Origin of the sequence: Corynebacterium sp. CTNIH16 (genome assembly GCF_032821655.1) — a bacterium.
GTDB lineage: Bacteria > Actinomycetota > Actinomycetes > Mycobacteriales > Mycobacteriaceae > Corynebacterium > Corynebacterium marquesiae.
The window spans coordinates 1-22,070 of record NZ_JAVBIG010000019.1 but is presented as its reverse complement, the minus strand read 5'-3'; the positions used below and the strand labels follow the sequence as shown (position 1 = coordinate 22,070).

The following is a 22,070-nucleotide window of genomic DNA, read 5'->3' as shown; positions in this document are numbered from 1 at the left end:
TAGTCTGCCACGCAGTTGGAAACGGCGATAAAGTCTACGCGTTGCGTCTCTCGAGACACCGACAACACGAGCAGCGGCTCGGCAACCCATTCCCTGCTCGAAAAGCTCCACTAACTGCTCACGCTGAACTTCACTCAGCGAACTACGTGCTCTCAAAGAAAATGCTCCCCACTAGTTGTTGGCAACTGATTTCTCAGTCCAACTAATGGGGAGCAGTTCATTGGCGGGCTGGGAGGCGGCTTAAGTCAGGAGTGCTTTAGCGAGTTATATCGCTTTAGTGGCTACCCACGTGTGCTTCTTCGCGCATGCGCTGAACCATGTGCGGGTAGTGCAGCTCGAAGGCCGGACGCTCGGAGCGGATACGCGGCAGCGACACGAAGTTGTGGCGCGGCGGCGGGCAGGAGGTTGCCCACTCGAGGGAGTTGCCGTAGCCCCATGGGTCATCCACGGTGACGATCTCGCCGTAGCGCCAAGACTTGAACACGTTCCAAATCAGCGGGATAACGGAAGCGCCGAGGACGAAGGAGAAGATGGTGGAAATCTGGTTGAAGACCGTAAAGCCATCGGACTCCAGGTAGTCAGCGTAACGACGCGGCATACCCATGTTGCCGACCCAGTGCTGAACCAGGAAGGTGCCGTGGAAGCCGATGAAGGTCAACCAGAAGTGAATCTTGCCCAGACGCTCGTCCAGCATGCGGCCGGTCATCTTCGGGAACCAGAAGTACAGGCCAGCGAATGCGGAGAACACAACCGTACCGAACAGGGTGTAGTGGAAGTGTGCAATCAAGAAGTAGGACTCAGCCAGGTGGAAGTCCAATGCCGGGGACGCCAGCATAACGCCGGTCATGCCGCCGAAGAGGAAGGTTGCCATGAAGCCCATGGCGAAGATCATCGGGGTATCCCAGGTGATGTGGCCCTTCCACATGGTGCCGACCCAGTTGAAGAACTTAACGCCGGTTGGAACCGCAATCAGGAACGTCATGAAGGAGAAGAACGGCAGCAGGATAGCGCCGGTGACGAACATGTGGTGTGCCCACACAGCCATGGACAGGGAGCCGATGGCCAGCAGTGCGAAGACCAGACCGATGTAGCCGAAGACCGGCTTGCGGGAGAAGACCGGAACGACCTCAGACACAACGCCGAAGAACGGCAGCGCGAGGACGTAAACCTCAGGGTGGCCGAAGAACCAGAACAGGTGCTGCCACAGGATGCCGCCACCATTAGCGGAATCGTAGATGTGGCCGCCCAGCTTGCGGTCATACAGAACGCCCAGTGCCGCAGCGGTCAGCAGCGGGAAAATCATCAGCACGATGGCGGATGCGGTAAACACAGCCCAGCTGAAGACCGGCAGACGGAACATGGTCATGCCCGGTGCGCGCAGGGTCAGGATGGTCGTAATCATGTTGATAGCGGAGGCAATGGTACCGACACCGGTAGCGCCCACGCCGACAATCCACATATCCGCGCCGATGCCCGGGGTGTGGACACCATCAGCCAGCGGCATGTACATGGTCCAGCCGAAGTCAGCCGCACCACCTGGGGTAACGAAGCCCAACAGCATGACGATGCCGCCCAGCAGGGTAACCCAGAAGCCGAAGGCATTCAGACGCGGGAAGGCCACGTCCGGCGCACCAATCTGCAGCGGCAGAATGTAGTTACCAAAGCCCCACACAACTGGGGTCGCAAACAGCAGCAGCATCACGGTGCCGTGCATGGTGAACAGCTGGTTGAACTGCTCATTGGACAAGAACTGGAGACCCGGGGTGAACAGCTCCGCGCGGATCAACAGTGCCATAAAGCCACCGAGGAAGAAGAAGCTGAAGGACATGATCAAGTACATGATGCCCAGCTGCTTGTGGTCGGTGCTCGTTAGAAATACCCAAGCCTTTGAACCGGTCTTCGCATTACCGGTTGGCTCTGGACGTGTGGGGGCGACGTAATCGTCGACCCGTGGCGCCACAGCGGTCATAAAATCCTCCTGAATAACAAAGTGTCTGTGGACAGACTCCACCTACACCTAGGTTTACTCGCCTTATATTAGGCCATTTTCCCCTGTTCTTTCCAGCTTCCCCCAATACTCGGACGCAAGAACACACCTCACCACTGACCACATCTGCCACATTGCCCCTGCACGTGGCGCAGCCACTATTTCCACCTACGGTTTTCGCCAAAGATATAGCGTGCTATATGTCACAGTCGGGCTGAATTGTGCGGCCCCAAAACGTAAAAACACACCCCCCGCTCGTTATCAACCTTTCGGTTGAGTTCGAGCAGAAGGTGTGCCGCTAGACCACGCTGATCAGCGGGAATGCTTAGAAGTCCCAGTCATCATCCGTAGTGTCCTCAGCCTTGCCGATGACATAGGAAGAACCCGAACCAGAGAAGAAGTCATGGTTCTCGTCGGCGTTCGGCGACAACGATGACAAGATAGCCGGGGAAACGCGGGTCTCATCGGCCGGGAAGAGCCCCTCGAAGCCCAAGTTATTCAACGCCTTATTGGCGTTGTACCGCAGGAAGCGCTTAACGTCCTCGGTCCAGCCCAGGTCATCGTAGAGATCCTCGGTGTAGTCGATCTCATTATCATAGAGGTCATAGACCAAGTCGAAGGTGTATTCCTTCAGCTCCGCCTGGCGCTCTTCATCCAGCTGCTTATACGCCTGCTGGAACTTATAACCAATGTAGTAACCATGCACAGCCTCATCGCGGATGATCAGGCGAATGATATCGGCGGTGTTGGTGAGCTTCGCACGGGAGGAGAAGTACATCGGCAGGTAGAAGCCGGAGTAGAACAGGAAGGACTCCAGCAGCGTGGACGCCACCTTCTTCTTCAGCGGATCATCGCCCTTGTAGTAGGACAAGATGATCTTGGCCTTCTTCTGCAGGTTCTCGTTTTCTTCGGACCAGCGGAAGGCATCGTTGATCATCGGCGTGGACGCCAAGGTCATAAAGATATTGGAATAAGACTTGGCGTGCACGGACTCCATGAAGGCGATATTGGTGTAGACCGCTTCCTCATGCAGAGTCTGGGAATCCGGAAGGAGGGAAATCGCACCCACTGTGCCCTGGATGGTATCCAGCAGCGTCAGGCCGGTAAAGACCCGCATGGTGGTTTCCTTTTCCTTCTCCGTCAGCGTCTTCCAGCTGGGAAGGTCATTGGAGACTGGAACCTTTTCCGGCAACCAGAAGTTACCGGTGAGACGGTCCCACACTTCAAGGTCCTTTTCATCCGGGATACTATTCCAGTTAATGGCTTCAACTGGCTTTTCATGACTAGAAAGATAGTCATCGTACTCGTGCGACACGCGGCGTCACTCCAATACTAAAAACGGACAAATTCAGGTCTCCAGCATACCCAATTCGCCGCCCCTCTAAGCCATTGTGCTGGATACCACTTACCTATACTGATCCCAGTTACTTCGGAGCATGCAAAGAAAGGATTTCCGCATGAGTGCCACCCCTCCCCTGCTGGGTTCCGTGGTGGATCAGCTCGGCGCGGATATAGTAAGCGGAGACCTCGCGGAGGGCGAGCGGTTCCGGCTGGGGGACGTCGAAAAGCGCTTTGGCATCTCCCGCACCGTAGCCCGAGAGGCCATGCGCGCTTTGGAGCATCTCGGCATGGTGAGCTCTGGGCGCCGCGTGGGCCTCACGGTGCTACCGATGGAGAAGTGGGCGGTATATGACCCAGCGATCATTGGCTGGCGCTTAGACAACGATAAAACGCGCGGGCAGCAAGTGGCCCGGCTCAACGAGCTAAGGCTTGGCATCGAACCGGTGGCCGCGCGTCTGGCTGCCGGCAACGCCACCGCCCAGCAGCGGGCGGAATTGCTGCGCCTTGCCGCGCGATTGGCCGAGCTGGAATCCACCCCGTCTCCGCGCGTGGGCGAAGAATTGGAAACCGATCTGCGCTTCCACACCCTCATCCTGCGGGCCTCCGGCAATGAAATGCTCGCCGCGCTCGCCCCCTCCCTAGTGGCGATGCTCAAGGGCAAGTCCGTCTTCGGCTCCCGCAAACGCGACCCCATCAGCGGCACCACACAGCTGCACATGGAACTGGCCCGCGCCATTGATGCCGGGCTTGCCGACGCCGCCGAAGAAACCTCCCGCACCATTCTCGACCGCACTAGGGCCGAAAACGGCTAAACGCCTCGATGCACGTCCTTCCCCGCGACGTGCATCGAGGCGCCCTACCACCGGTTTAGAGCATGCAGGATACGCAGCCCTCGACCTCGGTGCCCTCCAGCGCCATCTGGCGCAGGCGGATGTAGTACAGGGTCTTAATACCCTTACGCCACGCATAAATCTGCGCGCGGTTGACCTCACGAGTGGTCGCGGTGTCCTTGAAGAAGAGCGTGAGCGATAGGCCCTGGTCCACATACTTCGTGGCTACGGCATAAGTATCGACGATCTTCTCGTAGCCGATCTCATAAGAATCCTTGAAGTACTCCAGGTTGTCATTATCCATGTGCGGCGCCGGGTAGTAGACGCGGCCGATCTTGCCCTCCTTGCGGATCTCAATCTTGGAGGCAATCGGGTGGATGGACGAGGTGGAGTTATTGATATAGGAAATCGAACCCGTCGGCGGCACCGCCTGTAGGTTGCGGTTATACAGGCCGTACTTAGCCACGTCCTGCTTCAAGTCCTCCCAGTCCTGGGCGGACGGGGTGTGGATCGAAGAGGCGTCGAAAAGCTCCTGTACCTTCTTCGTCTTCGGCTTGAACTCTTCCGGATCGTAGCGGTCAAAGAATTCGCCCGAGGCATACTCGGACTGGGGGAATTCCGTGAAATACTTGCCGCGCTCGCGGGCAATCTTGTTGGAGGCACGCAGCGCCGCATACAAAATGGCGGCAAAGTAAGCATTGGTAAAGTCCAAGCCCTCTTCCGAGCCATACTCGATGTGCTCGCGGCCCAAGTAACCGTGCAGGTTCATCTGGCCCAAGCCGATGGCGTGGGACTCATCATTACCACGGCGCACGGATGGCACGGAGTCAATGGAGGTCTTATCCGCCACGGCGGTCAGGCCGCGGATGGCGGTTTCCACCGTATTGGCAAAGTCCGGCGAATCCATGGTCATCGCGATATTCAGGGAACCCAAGTTGCAGGAAATATCGCTGCCCAACTCCTCATAGGTCAGGTCCGCGTTGAATTCGGATGCGGAGTTAACCTGCAGGATTTCCGAGCACAGGTTGGACATGTTGATCCACGAGGTCTTCACTGGGTTCGCGCGGTTTACGGTGTCCTCGAACATGATGTACGGGTAACCGGACTCGAACTGCAGCTCTGCCACGGTCTGGAAGAAGTGGCGGGCGTTGATCTTCTTCTTGCGGATGCGTGGGTCTTCCACCATCTCCTCATAGTGCTCGGTCACGGAGATGTCACCGAAGGCCTTGCCATAGACGCGCTCGACGTCATACGGCGAGAAGAGGTACATATCATCATTGCGCTTAGCCAACTCAAAGGTGATATCCGGCACGACGATGCCCAGCGAGAGGGTCTTAATGCGGATCTTCTCATCCGCATTCTCGCGCTTGGTGTCCAGGAAGTTCATGATGTCTGGGTGGTGCGCGTTGAGGTAAACCGCACCGGCACCCTGGCGGGCACCGAGCTGGTTGGCGTAGGAGAAGGAATCCTCCAGCAGCTTCATCACGGGGATGACGCCGGAAGACTGGTTCTCAATGTGCTTAATTGGCGCACCGGACTCGCGGATATTAGACAGCAGGAGGGCCACGCCGCCGCCGCGCTTAGAAAGCTGCAGCGCGGAGTTGATGGAGCGGCCAATGGACTCCATATTGTCCTCGATGCGCAGCAGGAAGCAGGAGACGAGCTCGCCGCGCTGGGCCTTGCCGGCGTTGAGGAAGGTCGGGGTAGCCGGCTGGAAGCGGCCGGTCATGATCTCGTCTACGAGGTGCTCCGCTAGGCCAGTATCGCCATCCGCCAAAAATAGAGCCGTCATGGACACGCGGTCCTCAAAGCGCTCGAGGTAGCGGCGTCCGTCGAAGGTCTTCAGCGTGTAGCTGGTGTAGTACTTATACGCGCCTAGGAAGGACTTGAAGCGGAACTTATAGGCATAAGCGCGTTTGAGCAGCTCCTTAATAAAGGAGAAATCATACTGCTCAATGACCTGCGGGTCGTAGTACTTATTATTAATCAGGTAATCGATCTTTTCTTCCAGATCATGGAAGTAGACCGTGTTTTGATTAACGTGCTGCAGGAAGAATTGGTTAGCGGCCTCGCGGTCTTTTTCAAACTGAATCTTGCCGTTAGCATCGTAGAGATTCAGCATCGCGTTCAGAGCGTGGTAATCCAACTGCTCTTCTGGCTTTACTGGCTCGGCGACGGTCTTCCCCAATTGCGTACTCACAGCTGACAAGGCCTTTCTTAAAAATCAGGATCTTTATTTAAGTCGTAGTGGGCGCTAGGCCGCGGCCTCGAGCCCGAGCTCAGCAGCGTTAGCCAATAAGCCTTCACGACAAATTTTTATATCGTCATCGTTTCCCAGCAACTCGAAACGATATACATAGGGCACTTTACATTTGGCACTGATGACGTCACCAGCCTTGCCAAAATCGGCACCGAAATTGCTATTGCCACCCGCGATTACCGCGCGAATGAGGCTGCGGTTGTGCTCATCGTTGAGGAACTTAATAACCTGCTTTGGCACGGGCCGGGAGTTTTGGTGGCTGATGGAAGCGCCCCCGCCATAGGTGGGGCACACCAAGACATAAGGTTCGTTGACCTTGAGGAGCTCCTCCGTGCGGCGCAGCGGAATGCGCGCGCTGGGAAAGCCCAGTTTCTGCACGAACCGGTGCGTATTTTCCGTCGCGGAGGAAAAATACACGACCAACATGGCTACTGGCCTCCCCTACCTCTTAGGCGGATGCCGCTACGGAAGCCAAGCCCTTGATACGGTCAGGGCGGAAACCGGACCAGTGCTCGCCATTAGCTTCAACTACTGGTGCCTGAACGTAGCCCAATGCCATGACGTAGTCACGGGCTTCATCATCAACAGAAATATCGACCAGGTTGTAATCGAGACCGGCGCGGTCGAGGGCCTTCTTGGTGGCATTGCACTGGACGCATGCTGGCTTGGTGTAAACGGTAATAGACATATAGATCCTTAAAGCTCCTGCATTGAAAAATTCGTCAGAGCGGGGAGCGTTTTCCCGTCTAAACGGGCGCTTCCTGCGCCGCTCTGAGCAACATCAACGACACTATACTTTGGGGGAAATGCCCGCAACCAACACAATATGTAGTAGTTACAGCCATGGTATTCCCAGGATGGCACACCCCCGGACCCCACATGTTGACCACACCTAAGGACAGCCATGAAACTACACCAATGGGATTCCTGCAGGTTTACCTGGAGTTCACCATTTTGTGTGTCAAAGTTCACATTTAACGGACTGGCGGCCCGCTCTAGGCCCCGCTTATCGGCACCCCCTCAGAGACGCAGGTCGACGAGTCCGGCCCCTCCCCCGGGGCGCGCTTCAGACCAAAAATAACCTGACTCAACACCGTCCAGTTGGTCGGCAGCTTGTCGTGCCGAGGAGCCACGCCGCAGACCTCGCCCAGGTCGAGGTTGACCACATCGGCGCCGTCGCCAAGCGCTAGCTGCGAAGAACTATTCGGAGTCACCGTCGTATCCCCCGGCGAGTAAATGGAGGTATAAAGCACGCCTGGCGCGGTATCTGGCAGCGCATTGAGCCGTTTCATAAACTCCGACCCCACTACTTGCTGGATGCCGGCCGTACTAGCCAGGAACGCGGCGAGGTGCGGTGCGAAGGCGATGAATTTAGAAAGCGTCTCCCCCTGCCCGTTAAGCGTGGTGCCGTGGAAGTTGCCACCTAGCGCCACCGCATGGGACACATGCCCCGCCCCATCATGTATCTGTGTATACGTCTTGATGTGCATACCGCCTTGGGAATGGCCCACCAAGTTCACCTTGTCCGAGCCAGTGACCTCGCGGACATAGTCCACCTGATCCGCAATTTCCGCGGCCGAATCATCCAGGTCCGCGATGGCTTTGACGCTTGGAATCATATTCTGCAAGGTGACATCATCGGCGCCGTAGTCAAAGGCCCACACGCACGCCCCCTGATCTTGCAAGAGGTGGACCAAATTTCCCCACACGGAAGCATTATTCGAGGTTCCATGCAGCAGCACAACGGGCTCAGTGATATCCCCTGAAGGCACACAGGACGGGTCATTGATACCAAGAGACTCCGGTGCAGAGGATTCCCACTGTGGTTCTGCGGCATGAGCCACTGGGACAGACAATCCGAATGCGGCGGCAGTGAGCGCGGCAACGATTCGCTGGGACATTATTCTTCTTTCTCACGACATAAATAGGCAAAATAATTATATTCATATATTTGCCTTTATGTTCACCGAGACTGAAGAGAATGTATTCTTTTGTGCCAGAGCTCACGCATGAAAAAATCCGCCCCACTCCGGAAAGCCGGAGGGAGCGGATGGAATCGCGTCTCAATTAGCCCTGACGAGCCTTGAAACGGGGATCCTTCTTGTTGATCACGAAGACCTTACCGTGGCGGCGAATAACCTGGGCGCCCGGCTTCTTCTTCAGCGACCGAAGGGACTTACGGACCTTCATCGGGCGCTCCTTTCGTTATGCGCAATCTACATGCGGTTGAATAAGTAAAGCACGGACTGGGAATCCCCAGCCATGACACGAGGAAAAATGTTACCTCACACGGCCGTCAATACCAAAACACTAAGGCTTCACGGGTGCGGACTCGCGCTCGTAGCGCGACTTCATCTCCTCGCCTACCTCATCCAGGCTACGTCCCATAGTCTCTGGAACCAAAACCTTGGTGTAGCCGATGGCAATGAGACCAAAGACTCCGAAGACGATAAACGCCACCGGGCCGGTCAGCCACTCCACTAGCGGCAGGAAGTACTGCGCCACGGCCCAGTTGGTGGCCCATAGCGAGAGCCCCGCAATGCCCATGCCTAGGCCGCGCACCTGCAGCGGCACCAGCTCGGAGATGAGTAGCCAGGTAGTGGGCGACACTGCAGCCTGCTGGAAGGCGATAAACAGCGCCATAAAGACCAAAGAGACCATCGCCATGGCGGTGGAGTCCTGCGCATGGGAATAGGCAAAGGAGAGGATAAACAGCGAGACCACGTTGCCGGTCAGGCCGGTAAGCAATAGCCGCTTTCGCCCAATGCGGTCCACGACCTTGAGCCCCACCCAGCAAGCCAGCACGGATACCGTGCCGATGACGATGGAGGTATAAACCGAGTTGGCCGTGGAAATCCCCACCTGGTTCATCATGGTCGGCGCGAAGTACACGATAGCGTTGACGCCGGTAATCTGCTGCGTCAGCCCCATCAGCATGGCAAGCAGCACCGTAATCTGCATCCACCGATTGGCCTTCAGCGCCTTCCATTCGGATCCGCTGGACTTTCGCGCGGTCTCCTGCGAGGTCAGCTCGAAGATATCCATCCCGGCGCGCCCGGCAATCTCTTGGGCGCGGGGCATGCGACCGTTGGTTGCCAGCCATACCGGCGTCTCTGGCAGGAAAGCCATTCCGAGCGCCAGCGCCAGGCCCGGCACGGCGGCTAGGCCCAGCATCCACTCCCAGCTACCGGTAGAGGCCAGCGCGGAGTTGACCAGGTAGGCCATCAACTGGCCCACCACAATCGCTAGGGTATTGAGCGAGACCATGCGCCCGCGCACCTTGGCCGGCACGATCTCCGCGATGTACATGGGGGACACGATGGAGACTGCACCCACGGCAAAGCCCAAAAAGGCGCGCGCCGTTGCCAGCATTCCCACCGAGCCGGAAAGCGCACACCAGATGGAACCCAGCACGAAAATAATGCCGCCTGCAATCAGCGTGAAGCGGCGCCCATACCTATCGGCGATGCGCCCCGCCGTCAGCGCCCCTACTGCAGCACCCACGAGCAGCATCGAGGTCACCCAGCCCTCTTGGTGCGCGCTCATATCGAATGCGGGGCTAATAAAAAGCAAGGCACCGGACATCACGCCGGTGTCGTATCCAAATAGCAGCCCGCCCAGGGCCGCTATGCCAGCTACTACCTTGACATAAACTTCCTTATTCACAGCACAATATTGTGTCAGGCGGCTACCATGAACGTCATGTCGAACGATGCCGAAAACCTGCAGCAAACAATCATAAAAGCCCTGGGTGCGCGCCCCTTTATCGATCCAGAAGCCGAAGTGCAACGCCGCGTGGATTTCCTGGTTGATTACCTGCGCACCACCGGCGCTAAAGGCTACGTGCTGGGTATCTCCGGCGGCCAGGATTCCACCTTGGCGGGAAAGCTTGCGCAGCTGGCGGTGGAGCGCGTCGACGGCGCGGAGTTTTGGGCCGTGCGCCTACCCCACGGCGTGCAGGCCGATGAGGACGATGCCCAGATTGCCTTAGATTTCATCCAGCCCGATCACCGCCCCACCGTCGATATCAAGCCGGCCACCCTGGCCCTCGACGAGCAGGTGGCGGATGCATTGCAGCTTGCCGACGTCACCGATTTCAACCGCGGAAATACCAAAGCCCGCCTGCGCATGACCGCCCAATACGCCATCGCAGGCGAGGTCGGCGCGCTAGTCATCGGCACCGACCATGCGGCGGAAAACGTCACCGCTTTCTTTACCAAGTGGGGCGATGGCGCGGCGGATCTCCTCCCTTTGGCCGGCCTCAATAAGCGCCAAGGCGCCGCCCTCCTAGAGCACCTCGGCGCCCCGCGCTCTACCTGGGAAAAGGTTCCCACCGCGGATTTGGAGGACGATAAGCCTCAGCTTCCTGACGAAGAGGCCCTCGGCGTCACCTACGCCCACATCGATGACTACCTAGAGGGCAAGGCGGTTCCCGACGCCGCCCGCGAACGCATCGAAACCTTATGGCGCCGCGGTGCCCATAAGCGCATCATGCCGCAGGGGCCGAACCTTTAGCCCAGCGCCTCCAAGGTAGCGGCCGCCGCGCGCTCCAGCGGCCGGTTATAGCTAGCGCCGTGCGTAAGCGCATGTACCGCCAACGGGTGCAGTTGGTGCATGGGAATCCACTTCTCTATGTCCTTCGGCGCACCATACCCCTGGAAGATTTCCTCGAGGTACGGTGCCCCGAAAAGCGCCAACATCCCCAAATCCGTATGCGGGTGCCCACCATGGGCGGCGGGGTCAATCATGATGCCGCCGTCGGACCCAAAAAGCAGATTGCCCGCCCATAGATCGCCGTGGATGCGCGCCGGCGCCACATCCCAACTGCGCGCGGCGATGGCGTCGCAGGCACGCCTTACCAAGTCCAATTGCGCCGCACTTATCCCCGCCAGTTCCGCGAAGGGCAATACGCGCTGGTTAACGTAGAACTCGCCCCAATTATCCGTCGGGATGCAGTCTTGCTCGATGCTGCCGATGAAGTTTTTGCCTTCCCACCCGCTAGGAGGCGCGCCAAACGCTTGGGCTCCCGCGCGGTGCATGCGCGCCAGCTCCGCACCAAATGTCCGCGCCGCCTCCGGCGTGGGCATGACCTCATCTACGCGCTCGGTAACGATTTCTAGCCCGTCGGCGCTTACGACGTTGACCACCGCGTCGGTGGCTTCCCCGAGCCACCGCAATCCGGCCGCCTCGGCACCTGCTTGATCCGTGTCGCGTACTCGCTTTGAAAAAGTCTGCATGTCACCCAGCGTAATCAGGCAAGGCAATTTTTAAAGCGCCGCGCGCTCGCGCGTGGGCAGCGCCATCATAAAGAGCAACGCGATTCCACCGAACACAGGAATGAACCCTATCAGGCATAGCAGCCCTGTCCGCCCGGAATCATGCAAGCGCCGGCACATCAAGCAAACGACTGGAATCACAAGTAGCGCCTCTGCAATAGGCTCAATATCCACGCCAAAGTGCCGGTCGATAATGCCGATTGCCACAGAACTCAGCACGAGGAAGCCAAAGACCCACCAAAACTCACTCATGGACGCCCGGCCACGAAAGTTGAAGTACTTTACAAAGAACCTGCCTACCGCCTGTACAGGCGACGCCCCATAGAGCGCTTCACGTGTAAAGACTCCTGTGGAACCACGATTCATTCTGCGCGCGAGCCCCTTTGATGTTGACTGCATATACTCGGCTGCGCACCATGCTACCCACTTCCTATACAGGAGGAGCAATGTACTCGGACGTCATTATCGTCGGCGGTGGCTTTGCCGGCACCGCCGCCGCCATCACCTTGGCCCGCGCTAACCGAAATATTCAATTAATCGATTCCGGGGCTCCCCGCAATCGCTTCAGTGACCATGCCCACGGCATCCTTGGCCTCGATGGCGCGGCTCCCGCCGAACTGCTTCAGCGCGGTCACACCGAGGTCAAGAAATTCGGCGGAACCATTACCCAGGGCTCGGTGGAGAAACTCACCCGTGTTTCCGAGCACGAGGTTTGGCAGGCAAAACTTGCCAGCGGCGAGGTTCTCGAGTCCCGCCACGTTCTCATCGCGACCGGGCTCACGGACAAGCTCCCTGCAGTTCCCGGCCTCAGCGGTTTGTGGGGCACCAGGGTCTTTCACTGCCCGTACTGCCATGGCTACGAAGTAACCGGGAAGAAGGTTGCGCTCATCGGCGGCGCGAATCCGCCTTTTACCATCCGGATCAGCAAGCTGCTGGCCAAGTGGTCGGACACGCTGACCTTCTACCCCAACGGCCTTGAGCTCACCGATCTCGATCGCACTCAACTCGCCGGATTGGGCGTAAAAGTAGTCGATGCAGAGGTGACACAGGTCCAAACAGATGAAGCGACTCCAACCGGCGTGAAGGTGCACAGTTCTGCTGGAGAAGACACCTACGAAGCATGCTTTACTGGGCCCGATTTTCTGCCCAATGACGCACTGCTGCGGGATGCCGGCTGCGAATCGGCCAACGGGTGGGTCAGCGTAGAGCATGGCCAGACCTCGGTATCGCGCCTGTGGGCGGCCGGCAATGTGGTCAGCTCACCGGACCAAGTCTCGCAAGCGATGGGCAGCGGCGCGGCCGTGGGCATCGCCATCGATCAGCTCATGCTCGATGAGGATCTAGCGAAGCTCTAGCCCACCGCAACAAGAAAAAGGAGAGGAACTAATGTTCCTCTCCTTTATATTGTGGAGCTAACGGGATTCGAACCCGTGACCCCCACACTGCCAGTGTGGTGCGCTACCAGCTGCGCCATAGCCCCTCAAACGAGGTGCAACCCTGTGGGCTGCAACTCGCTTCAATATACATGGAGGGTATTTAACTCTCCAAATCGCCTGCTACTGGGTGACGATCTCTACCCAATCACCCAGGTTCTTGCCGGCCTTTTGATCCTTTTCTGATGGAACATCCTTGCCATCCTTGATGATGCGCGGCGAAGATACGGTTCCGGTTTCCTTATCCAGCTTGTCGTAGTTGGTCTTCGCCACCTTATTGCCCTGCTTGATATCCACATCCTTAATGGAATCAACGACATCATCGTCCGCGCCAAACTCCTTGGCGGCGTCAGCGATGTCCTTAATGTCCCACGAAGTAGCCACCTTTTGCTGGTTCTGCAGCATGTAGTCGCGCAGGTTCCAGTAGGTTTTGATATCACCAGACTTAGCCAGCTCGGACATAGCGGCTGCCGCCTTAGTGGAGTAGCCCTCCTGGTTCTCAATATCCTTGCCATCCAAGAAGTTGAGGGTACGCACGTGGACGATCAGCTTGCCGTCTTCGATGGCCTTCTGCATGTCACCGTCGGTTGCCTCAGCCAATTCAGCACAGTGTGGGCAGGCGAAGTCTTCATAGAGATCCACCTCAGGGGTGCCCTTCTTAGCGCTCTCAGACTTGAGGGTGATAGCACCGTCGTTGTACTCCATGGTCATATTGACGTCTTCGATGCCATCATCAGATTGCTTACCGTTCCACACGATGTAGCCAATAACAACGGCAATGATGACGAGGAGTACGCCGACTCCCCAGATAAAACCGTTGCCACCCTTATCATTCGGGTCAGTTACTTTGCTCATTTGAACCTTGCCTTCGAAAATTTCCGGACTAATCCAGCCTACCTTGCCCACCTACTAGGGGTGAAGGGCAAACTTGGTGAAAGGGCGTTTAATAGTCCAAACAGTAAAGAATAGATACGCGACATCGCGCAACAGCGTCTTCGCATAATCCATTCCGCGGTCAGGATTTTGGACGTCATAGCCAAAGCAGCCGCAGTCAATATCTAGCCCGCGGGCCCAGGCCTGTGCGATGCCCACCATAAACAGCAGCAACACGACGGTTGCCACGATGGAGGACCTCCGCAAAAACAGCCCGAGTAGCAAGAGCAAGCCACCGATAACTTCCAATGGACCAATGACCGTTGCCAGATAAAGAGCCCAATCAGGTGTAAAAATATCATAGCCTTTGATGGCTTGAGTCATATCTAGAGTTTTGCCGAGCTTATGCACGCCGGCGTCAATCCACACCCAGGCCATGCCAAAGCGGGCGATGAAGCTGATGACGTCGAACGCCAGCTTCCCATTGATCTTGTTACTCACGAGGATGAGTTTAGCGTTAGCCCTTTAAAACATTGGCAACAACTGCCTGTGCTTCTGCTTGCACCTGTCTGAGATGTTCCTCACCCAAGAAAGATTCGGCATAGATTTTGTACTTATCTTCCGTACCTGAAGGACGGGCGGCAAACCAGGCATTTTCCGTCGCTACCTTCAGGCCGCCAATGGCCGCACCGTTGCCCGGCGCCTCCGTCAGCTTGGCCACGATGTCTTCGCCCGCTAGCTCCGTAGCGGTGACTTTTTCAGGAGAGAGCTTCTTAAGGACGGCTTTTTGCTCGCGGCTGGCTGGGGCGTCGGTACGAGCATAGGCTGGGGCACCGAATTTTTCTGCCAGCTCTGCATAGCGCTGGGACGGGCTCTTGCCCGTTACCGCGGTGATCTCCGCGGCGAGCAGGTCCATAATGATGCCATCCTTATCGGTGGACCACACGGAGCCATCGAAGCGCAGGAAAGACGCCCCGGCGGATTCCTCACCACCGAAACCAATGGTGCCTTCGACCAACCCCGGTACAAACCACTTAAAACCGACGGGCACCTCCACCAATTCGCGGTCCAGGCTTTTCACCACGCGGTCAATCATGGAGGAGGACACTAGGGTCTTTCCCACCCCGGCGCTCCCCCACTGCGGGCGGTGACTAAAGAGGTACTCGATAGCCACGGCAAGGTAGTGATTGGGGTTCATCAGGCCGGCATCGGGAGTGACAATGCCATGGCGGTCCGCATCGGCGTCGTTGCCGGTGGCAAGGTCGAAGTTAGAGCGGGCGTCGATAAGCGAGGCCATAGCATCCGGCGAAGAACAATCCATGCGGATCTTGCCGTCCGTATCCAAGGTCATAAAGCGGAACGTGGAATCCACCTCCGGATTCACCACGGTCATGTTGAGATCATAATGATCCGCGATGGCCTGCCAATAATCCACGGAGGCACCACCCATGGGATCAGCGCCGATGCGCAGGCCGGAATCTTTAATAGCCTGCATATCCACCACATTCTTAAGGTCAGCCACGTAGTCGTGTACGTAGTCATGCTTGATGCAGCGCTCGTCCAGCACGCCCGCGACAGACGTCCGCTTGACGCCCTCCAGCTCGGCGCGCAAGTACTCGTTCGCTCGGCCAGCAATCCAATCGGTGGCCTGAGCGTCGGCCGGGCCACCGGTAGGCGGGTTGTATTTGAAACCGCCGTCGCGGGGAGGATTATGGGACGGGGTAATCACGATGCCATCGGTGCCAGGGTTAGTCAGGATTGCATGGGAGACCGCCGGCGTCGGCGTGTAGCGACCGCGCTCGTCGACCCGAACCTCCAGACCATTGGCCAGCAGCACCTCAAGGGCGGAAACCATGGCCGACTCGGACAGCGCGTGGGTATCGCGGCCGATGAAAATCGCCCCAGCAACGCCTTGTTCCGCACGGTAATCCACAATGGCCTGGGTAATCGCTAGGATATGAGCCTCATTAAAAGCGCAATCGAGCGCGGAGCCGCGGTGGCCAGAGGTTCCGAAGGACACCTGCTGATCCGGGTTATCCACATCCGGGGTACGGGTGTAATAGGCGGTGACCAATTCTGCAATATCAATAAGATCCGTGGGTTGTGCCAGTGTGCCGGCGCGCTCGTGGGCCATGGCGTGCTCCTTGAGGGGTTGGGATGGGATACCATTCCAGCTTGCCTGCTCTTCCGCGTTTGCGCAGGACGAATATTCCCCCGGCTGGGGGTATAGGCAAATTTACTCTATTTCTATAGTTCGCTAGATTTACAGAATGGACTCGCTTAATTCCATCCTCTCCGCCATCAGCACTGTGGTGTGGGGACCGTTCATCCTCATTCCCCTCCTGCTGGGGACCGGCCTGTGGCTGACCATTCGTTTGGGCGGACTGCAGTTTCGCGCACTCGGCCGCGCACTGCGCCACGTCTTCGCCAGCGACTCCGGCAACGATTCCACCGAAGGCGATATCTCCAATTATCAGGCGCTGACCACCGCCCTTGCCGCTACCGTAGGCGTGGGAAATATCGTAGGTGTGGCCACTGCACTGTCCATCGGCGGCCCTGGCGCACTGGTATGGATCTGGATTACTGGCCTCGTAGGCATGGCTTCCAAGTACACCGAAGCCTACCTGGGCGTTCGTTTTCGCACCACGGATTCCAAGGGCGAGATGTCCGGTGGGCCGCAGCAGTACCTGAAGCGTGGCATCCCCGGACCACTCGGATCGGTACTAGCCGTATTCTTTGCCATCTTTGCAATTTGCGCGTCCTTTGGCATCGGCAACCTCGCCCAAGCCAATGCTGTGGCCACCAATATGGAATCGACGTTCGGCATCGCCCCGGCGGCCACCGGCGCGATCCTCTTCGTCTTGGTGGGCTCCGTGCTCCTCGGCGGAATCCAGGCCATTGGGCGCATTACCGCCGCCTTCGTCCCGTTGATGATCATCGTCTACGTCCTGGGCGGGCTCTATGTGATCTTCTCGCATGCCACGGAGATCCCCGCAGCCTTCGCCATGATCTTCAGCGATGCCTTCACCGGCACCGCCGCAGGTGGCGGGTTCGTGGGCTCCACCATCATGATGGCCATTCAATACGGTGTTGCCCGCGGCATTTTCTCCAATGAGTCCGGCATGGGCTCCGCCGCCATCGCCGCCGCAGCCGCCAAGACCCCGCACCCAGCGCGCCAGGGGTTGGTATCGATGACCCAGACCTTCATCGATACCATCATCGTGGTCACCATCACCGGCTTGGTCATTGTTGTAGGCGGCACCTGGGATATGGGCCGCGACGAGGCCGGAATCATGACGGCCGAGGCCTTCTCCCGCGTACTGCCGGGAGATTGGGGCGGCACCATCGTTTCGCTCTCCATTATTTTCTTTGCCTTTTCCACCATCATGGCCTGGGCGTACTACGGCGAGCGTTCCCTGGAATCCCTGTCCGGGCGCAAAGCTTCCATCCCCTACCGCATGTTCTTTGCCTGTCTCCTTTTTATCGGCTCCGTCTCGGAACTCGAGCTCGCTTGGACCTTCTCCGATCTGGCTAACGGTCTCATCGCCATCCCGAACCTCATTGGCTTGCTCCTCCTCTCCGGCCTTGTGGCCCGCGAGACCAAGGCCTACCTAGCCTTCGACCCCAAGCTCAATAAGCCAGTGGATGAGGTGCGCGCGTTCGTAGAGTCCCAAGGGATGAACTGGAAGTAACATAGGCCGCATGCCTCAATTCCTCGTCGTGGGTACTGGCGCTGCGCTCGGTGCGGCTGCCAGATACTTGCTTTCCGTAGCGCTCGGCGGCGGCATGATCCCGCTGCTCATCATTAATATTCTCGGCAGCGCGCTCATGGGTTACTTCCGCCCCGGCCCTTTTTGGGGCACCGGCGTGCTCGGCGGTTTCACTAGCTTTGCCACCTTCGCTTTCCTGACTTCCGAGGCCCATTGGACCATCGCTTTAGCTTATGCCCTAACCACCATTATCGGCTGCGTGGGCGGCTACCTGGCAGGTGACAAGCTGCGATGAATCTTATCTGGGTCCTTCTCGGCGGCTTCGTTGGTGGCAGCCTGCGCTATGGCTTTACCCGGCTTGTGCCCGCCCCCTACTGCACTTTCGTGGCGAATATTTTGGGCTCCCTAGCCCTTGGCCTGGCCTATGGTTTCGCCCAGCTTGCCGACGCCCCCCTTATCCACCCCTTCCTCGCCCTCGGCCTAGCCGGCGGCCTGTCCACCTGGTCCACATTGGCGAAAGAACTGGGAGAGATGATCAAACGCAAGCAGTGGTGGCGGCTTAGCAAATATCTCTTCTGGACCATCGGCCTCGGCATCGTTTTAGCCTGGCGCGGCACCATCTGGGCGGCACGCATTTATCACGGCATATAAGCAAAATGGTCTCATTCTCCGCGCGAAGAATGAGACCATTAGCTGTATACCTAGTCTGCGATTGCCTCCAATGGCGGTGTCTTTGCCGCACGGTTCGACGGCCACACGGCCGCGATAATACCCACGATGGCCGAGCCCACCAGCATGATGAGCACCATCGCCCACGGAATCTGCGCAGAGTCCAGTCCTTCATCGCCAAGTATCTCGATGAAAGACCAACCGAGGCCCAAGCCAATAAGGATGCCCATCACCGCGCCGAAGAGCGCAATCTGCACCGATTCAAGAGTGATCATCGTGCGGATCTGGCGGCGCTGCGTACCCACGGCACGCAACATGCCGATCTCCTGGCGGCGCTCAATAACACCCAGGGTCAAGGTATTGACAATTCCCAGCACGGCAATAATTACAGCAAGGGCAAGCAGGCCGTACAGGATGGAAAGCATCTGGTCGATAAAGCCAGCCGCCTGGCCGGCATACTCCTCACCAGAATTAACCTGGACCACAACCAAATCCTTGACCGAGTCCTCTAGGTTATGGCGCAGCTCTTCCTTGTCATAGCCTTCTTGACCCAAGACGCCCACCATTTGGACGGTGAAGGACTTCTTCGGTGCGACCTTTTCCGCCACATCCTGCGAAAGCACCATATTCTGCACTACATCGGTGGGCTTAAAGGTACCGACCAGCTCCGCTTCTGCCTTCTTGTCCTTTTCCGCAGAAGTAACCTTGTAGGTCTCTCCTACCTTCCAGCCGTGTTCCTTGGCAAAGTCCTCGGTAGCAATGAAGCCCTTCTCCAAGTTGGCATCACCCTCGACCATATCGAGCGCAATCATCGACGACGGATCTCCATCCGCAGTCATCGTTTGCTGGAATTGTGGACCATAATCCATGGATGCCTGACCATCGACGGCCACCGGAGCCATACCGACGGTAATCACCTTATCGACGCCCTCGGCCTCCGCCGCGCGTTTACCCGTGTCCTTCGGCGTCGGGAACTCACCAGAGCTAGGACCGGAAAGCAGGTAATCAGAGGTGATGTTTTTCTCCACGGTATCGGCCACGGAGGACTTCATAGTTGCGCCCAGCATGCCAATAGCAGTCACTAGGGCCACACCCAAAGTCAGCGCGAAGGCAGTGGCGGCGGTGCGGCGCGGATTGCGACGAGAGTTGGTAGCCGCCAACGAACCGATGGCGCCGAACGGCTTACCGATTGCCTTGCCCACCGTCGGCACCAAAGGCAGCGACAAGGCGGGGCCGGCTAGGAAGAATCCCACGATGACACCGAATGCGCCGACGCCGACGAGGATGGCGCGGACGTTCGTCTCGCCGTCGGAAAGCACGCCTGCCAACGCCGCAACAATACCTACCAGCAAGATAATGGCACCGAAAATCGTGCGTACCTTCAGGGAAGTTCCGGAAGCAGATTCGGTAGTGCGCATTGCCTCAACCGGCTGCACGCGACCCGCGCGCCGTGCCGGCGCCCACGCAGATACAACCGTCACGATAGTGCCCAAAATGATTGGAACTACGATTGCCGAAACACTCAGGCCCAAGCCGCCATCGAGAGGCATTCCCTGCGCGCTCATGACTGCCTTAATGATTGCGACCAACCCCATACCAGCAACCACGCCAACTATGGACCCCAGAACACCAACAATGGCGGACTCCACCACCACCGAGTTTGTGATCTGGCGACGGGAAGCACCCAGCGCACGTAAGAGAGCAAACTCCTTGGTGCGCTGTGCAACAATCATCGAGAACGTATTCGCAATGATGAAGGTACCCACCAGCAGCGCAATTAGGCCGAACGCGATGAGGAAGTAATTGATGAACTTCAAAGCAGAAGACATCATCTCCGAGGTCTCTTCAGCCAAGCGCTCACCCGACTCCGCTTCGACTTCATACTTCTCATTCAGGTGATCCACCAAGGCATTCGCATCCACTCCATCGGCTGCAGAAACCTTGAGCTGGCTCGGCTCACCGTAGCGCTCCAGGTAATCCTTTTCAGCCATGCTCAGTACGATGCTCTCGCCCTGATCGACCGCGGGCTCCGAAATGCCAGAAACCGTCACCGTATCCTGCTCATCAGGGTGAACCACAGTCAGCTTCTGGCCCACGGAAATATCGTATTTGTCGGCCGCGGAAGAGTTGACGAGGACTTCGTTCTTACCGCTAGGCTCCTCGCCCTCCTTCAGCTCATCGGCGCCACCGACGACCTGGTCTTCTGGGTAGAACGGGACAACGCTGGCCGTGCCGCCCTGGGTTTGATAGGCCTCCGAGTTCTCATCGGCCGCGACAACGGTCTCCGAATCCGCGATATTGATGTTCTTGACATCCTTATCGTCGGCCAACTTTTGGCGCAACTTGTCATCCAGTTTCGCCCCATTGTCGTCCTTTTGGCTCACCACTGCATCCACGCCGCGGAACTGATTATCCACGGCGGAGTCAAACGTAGACTTCAGCGAATTGGTAAACATAAACGAGCCGGCAATAAACGCAGTGCCCAAAACCACCGCAAGAATCGTCAGCCCAAGGCGCAACTTATGCGCCACAATATTACGCAGAGATACTCTGCGCATTGCGTTTCCGCGTGCCATTTAGCCCTCAATCTCCGCCATTACCTGGTGAATGGCCTCCATCGTCGGATTGTGCAACTCATTCACAAGCTCGCCGTCAGCCAGGAAAACCACCCGGTCCGCATACGAGGCGGCCTTGGCATCGTGCGTCACGATGACCACTGTTTGGTTGTCCTTAACCACCGCGGTTCGCAAAATGTCGAGCACCTCGGCCGAAGAATTCGAATCCAGGTTGCCCGTTGGCTCATCGCCGAAGATGATTTCCGGCCGAGAAACCAATGCACGAGCACAGGCCACGCGCTGCTGCTGTCCGCCAGACAATTCAGCTGGGCGATGTTCCAGGCGCTCCGCTAGGCCAAGGCGGCTAGTGACCTCCTCAAACCACTGCTTATCGACGTCCTTACCCGCAATATCCGTAGGCAGCGTAATGTTTTCCGCCGCAGTCAGCGTGGGCACAAGGTTAAAGGACTGGAAAATAAAGCCAAGCCGGTCACGACGCAGCGCCGTAATGTCTTTGTCATTGAGTGCAGAAATATCGGTATCACCGATAAATGCTGATCCGGAGGTCGCTGAATCGAGACCAGCCATGGTGTGCATCAGCGTCGACTTACCGGAACCCGATGGGCCCATGATCGCAGTGAATTCGTTTTTACCGAATTCAATGGATACATGATCAAGAGCGACGACGGCTGTGTCATCGCTTCCGTATTGCTTAAACAAGTCAACGGCGCGAGCCGCAGCATCAGTCATGAGACAAATTCTCCTTGTAAATGGGAAATTACCTATTTAAGTCTAGCGACCGTAGTCTCCGGCCAACATCATCCCTGAGGAGGAAAACGGCATGCGAGAAGCCGGCACGACCGTTCTCCTGGTCACAACACCGCACGCTCCGGTCTACTCCCTAGCCTTCCCTTCTTTTTGTTCTTTGTTGTTGTAGTGCGAGGTATTGGGACCAGGTGTGGTTCCAGTGTGTGTGGTGTGTGGCTAGTGGTCCGGTGGGGTGGTCTAGTTGGTAGGGCCTGGCCCCCGGAAAGTAGACACGTCGGGGGTTAGCTATGCTGCTTGGGTCAGTGTAGCTGAATTAAGCGCTTCGAAGTCATCGGGGGCTAGAAGGTTGCACCAGGAGTGCCGTCTGC

The 22,070-nt window shown here is 57.6% G+C and carries 22 protein-coding genes and 1 tRNA gene; 6 read left to right on the top strand and 17 right to left on the bottom strand.

Features of this window, described 5'->3' with window-relative positions:
* The 3 genes from RAE04_RS11255 to nrdF all read right to left on the bottom strand — a co-directional run.
* Positions 1-156: helix-turn-helix domain-containing protein (locus RAE04_RS11255; RefSeq protein ID WP_317027431.1), on the bottom strand; the 156-nt coding region annotated here is incomplete at its 3' end.
* Between the two features lie 118 nt (positions 157-274).
* Positions 275-1,969 carry a cytochrome c oxidase subunit I gene (gene ctaD, locus RAE04_RS11250; protein WP_317027430.1) on the bottom strand — a complete coding sequence of 565 codons (1,695 nt, stop codon included), beginning with the start codon at positions 1,967-1,969 and terminating at the stop codon, positions 275-277.
* A 343-nt stretch (positions 1,970-2,312) separates the two neighbouring features.
* Positions 2,313-3,302 carry a class 1b ribonucleoside-diphosphate reductase subunit beta gene (gene nrdF / locus RAE04_RS11245; RefSeq protein WP_049378445.1) on the bottom strand — a complete coding sequence of 330 codons (990 nt, stop codon included), beginning with the start codon at positions 3,300-3,302 and terminating at the stop codon, positions 2,313-2,315.
* 142 nt (positions 3,303-3,444) lie between these two features.
* Between nrdF and RAE04_RS11240 the strand changes: the two genes are divergently transcribed.
* On the top strand, positions 3,445-4,140 hold the full coding sequence (locus RAE04_RS11240) for a FadR/GntR family transcriptional regulator (protein ID WP_200435271.1): 696 nt from the start codon (positions 3,445-3,447) through the stop codon (positions 4,138-4,140).
* A gap of 55 nt (positions 4,141-4,195) precedes the next feature.
* On the opposite strand, the gene nrdE is transcribed toward RAE04_RS11240, so the two are convergent.
* From nrdE to RAE04_RS11210, 6 genes are all read right to left on the bottom strand, one after another.
* Positions 4,196-6,358, bottom strand: coding sequence for a class 1b ribonucleoside-diphosphate reductase subunit alpha (gene nrdE, locus RAE04_RS11235; protein ID WP_317027429.1), 2,163 nt, complete (start codon positions 6,356-6,358; stop codon positions 4,196-4,198).
* 54 nt (positions 6,359-6,412) lie between these two features.
* Positions 6,413-6,844 (bottom strand): class Ib ribonucleoside-diphosphate reductase assembly flavoprotein NrdI, encoded by a 432-nt coding sequence (gene nrdI, locus RAE04_RS11230; RefSeq protein ID WP_225746488.1) that lies wholly within the window; start codon positions 6,842-6,844, stop codon positions 6,413-6,415.
* Positions 6,845-6,866: 22 nt separating this feature from the next.
* Positions 6,867-7,106, bottom strand: a complete 240-nt coding sequence (nrdH, locus tag RAE04_RS11225) for a glutaredoxin-like protein NrdH (RefSeq protein ID WP_198491999.1) — start codon at positions 7,104-7,106, stop codon at positions 6,867-6,869.
* A 307-nt stretch (positions 7,107-7,413) separates the two neighbouring features.
* Positions 7,414-8,319 carry an esterase/lipase family protein gene (locus RAE04_RS11220; RefSeq protein WP_317027428.1) on the bottom strand — a complete coding sequence of 302 codons (906 nt, stop codon included), beginning with the start codon at positions 8,317-8,319 and terminating at the stop codon, positions 7,414-7,416.
* 166 nt (positions 8,320-8,485) lie between these two features.
* Positions 8,486-8,608: a type B 50S ribosomal protein L36 gene (ykgO, locus tag RAE04_RS11215; RefSeq protein ID WP_003847162.1), complete on the bottom strand. Its 123-nt coding sequence runs from the start codon at positions 8,606-8,608 to the stop codon at positions 8,486-8,488.
* Positions 8,609-8,728: 120 nt separating this feature from the next.
* Positions 8,729-10,084, bottom strand: coding sequence for a sugar porter family MFS transporter (locus tag RAE04_RS11210; RefSeq protein ID WP_317027427.1), 1,356 nt, complete (start codon positions 10,082-10,084; stop codon positions 8,729-8,731).
* 27 nt (positions 10,085-10,111) lie between these two features.
* Between RAE04_RS11210 and nadE the strand changes: the two genes are divergently transcribed.
* Positions 10,112-10,933, top strand: coding sequence for an ammonia-dependent NAD(+) synthetase (nadE, locus tag RAE04_RS11205; RefSeq protein ID WP_317027426.1), 822 nt, complete (start codon positions 10,112-10,114; stop codon positions 10,931-10,933).
* On the opposite strand, the gene RAE04_RS11200 is transcribed toward nadE, so the two are convergent.
* Entirely contained in the window at positions 10,930-11,655 is a 726-nt protein-coding gene (locus RAE04_RS11200) for a fructosamine kinase family protein (protein ID WP_317027425.1), read from the bottom strand. The two genes, nadE and RAE04_RS11200, sit on opposite strands and share 4 nt — an antisense overlap.
* 30 nt (positions 11,656-11,685) lie before the next feature.
* Positions 11,686-12,060: a DUF805 domain-containing protein gene (locus tag RAE04_RS11195; protein WP_317027424.1), complete on the bottom strand. Its 375-nt coding sequence runs from the start codon at positions 12,058-12,060 to the stop codon at positions 11,686-11,688.
* An 80-nt stretch (positions 12,061-12,140) separates the two neighbouring features.
* Between RAE04_RS11195 and RAE04_RS11190 the strand changes: the two genes are divergently transcribed.
* Entirely contained in the window at positions 12,141-13,049 is a 909-nt protein-coding gene (locus RAE04_RS11190; protein ID WP_317027423.1) for an NAD(P)/FAD-dependent oxidoreductase, read from the top strand.
* Positions 13,050-13,101: 52 nt separating this feature from the next.
* Here RAE04_RS11190 and RAE04_RS11185 read toward each other — a convergent pair.
* The 4 genes from RAE04_RS11185 to pgm form a co-directional block, all read right to left on the bottom strand.
* A tRNA-Ala gene (locus RAE04_RS11185) sits at positions 13,102-13,174 on the bottom strand.
* Between the two features lie 76 nt (positions 13,175-13,250).
* Positions 13,251-13,982, bottom strand: coding sequence for a DsbA family protein (locus RAE04_RS11180; RefSeq protein ID WP_317027422.1), 732 nt, complete (start codon positions 13,980-13,982; stop codon positions 13,251-13,253).
* 54 nt (positions 13,983-14,036) lie between these two features.
* The gene (locus RAE04_RS11175; RefSeq protein ID WP_317027421.1) at positions 14,037-14,501 is read right to left on the bottom strand and encodes a MauE/DoxX family redox-associated membrane protein; all 465 of its coding nucleotides are present in this window, start codon (positions 14,499-14,501) and stop codon (positions 14,037-14,039) included.
* Positions 14,502-14,517: 16 nt separating this feature from the next.
* Positions 14,518-16,134: a phosphoglucomutase (alpha-D-glucose-1,6-bisphosphate-dependent) gene (gene pgm / locus RAE04_RS11170; RefSeq protein WP_317027420.1), complete on the bottom strand. Its 1,617-nt coding sequence runs from the start codon at positions 16,132-16,134 to the stop codon at positions 14,518-14,520.
* 136 nt (positions 16,135-16,270) lie between these two features.
* Here pgm and RAE04_RS11165 point away from each other — a divergent pair, with 136 nt between their 5' ends.
* From RAE04_RS11165 to RAE04_RS11155, 3 genes are read left to right on the top strand one after another with little or no spacing between them, the layout of a single operon-like run.
* Positions 16,271-17,692: a sodium:alanine symporter family protein gene (locus RAE04_RS11165; RefSeq protein ID WP_317027419.1), complete on the top strand. Its 1,422-nt coding sequence runs from the start codon at positions 16,271-16,273 to the stop codon at positions 17,690-17,692.
* Between the two features lie 10 nt (positions 17,693-17,702).
* Positions 17,703-18,005: a fluoride efflux transporter family protein gene (locus RAE04_RS11160; protein WP_317027418.1), complete on the top strand. Its 303-nt coding sequence runs from the start codon at positions 17,703-17,705 to the stop codon at positions 18,003-18,005.
* Positions 18,002-18,361: a CrcB family protein gene (locus RAE04_RS11155; protein ID WP_317027417.1), complete on the top strand. Its 360-nt coding sequence runs from the start codon at positions 18,002-18,004 to the stop codon at positions 18,359-18,361. The genes RAE04_RS11160 and RAE04_RS11155 overlap by 4 nt, the downstream gene beginning before the upstream one ends.
* Positions 18,362-18,411: 50 nt before the next feature.
* Here the strand turns inward: RAE04_RS11155 and RAE04_RS11150 are convergent, their stop codons facing one another.
* Complete coding sequence (locus RAE04_RS11150) at positions 18,412-20,955, bottom strand: ABC transporter permease (protein WP_317027416.1); 2,544 nt, start codon at positions 20,953-20,955, stop codon at positions 18,412-18,414.
* Positions 20,956-21,684 (bottom strand): ABC transporter ATP-binding protein, encoded by a 729-nt coding sequence (locus RAE04_RS11145; RefSeq protein WP_317027415.1) that lies wholly within the window; start codon positions 21,682-21,684, stop codon positions 20,956-20,958. It abuts the gene before it with no gap.
* Positions 21,685-22,070: the final 386 nt, after the last annotated feature.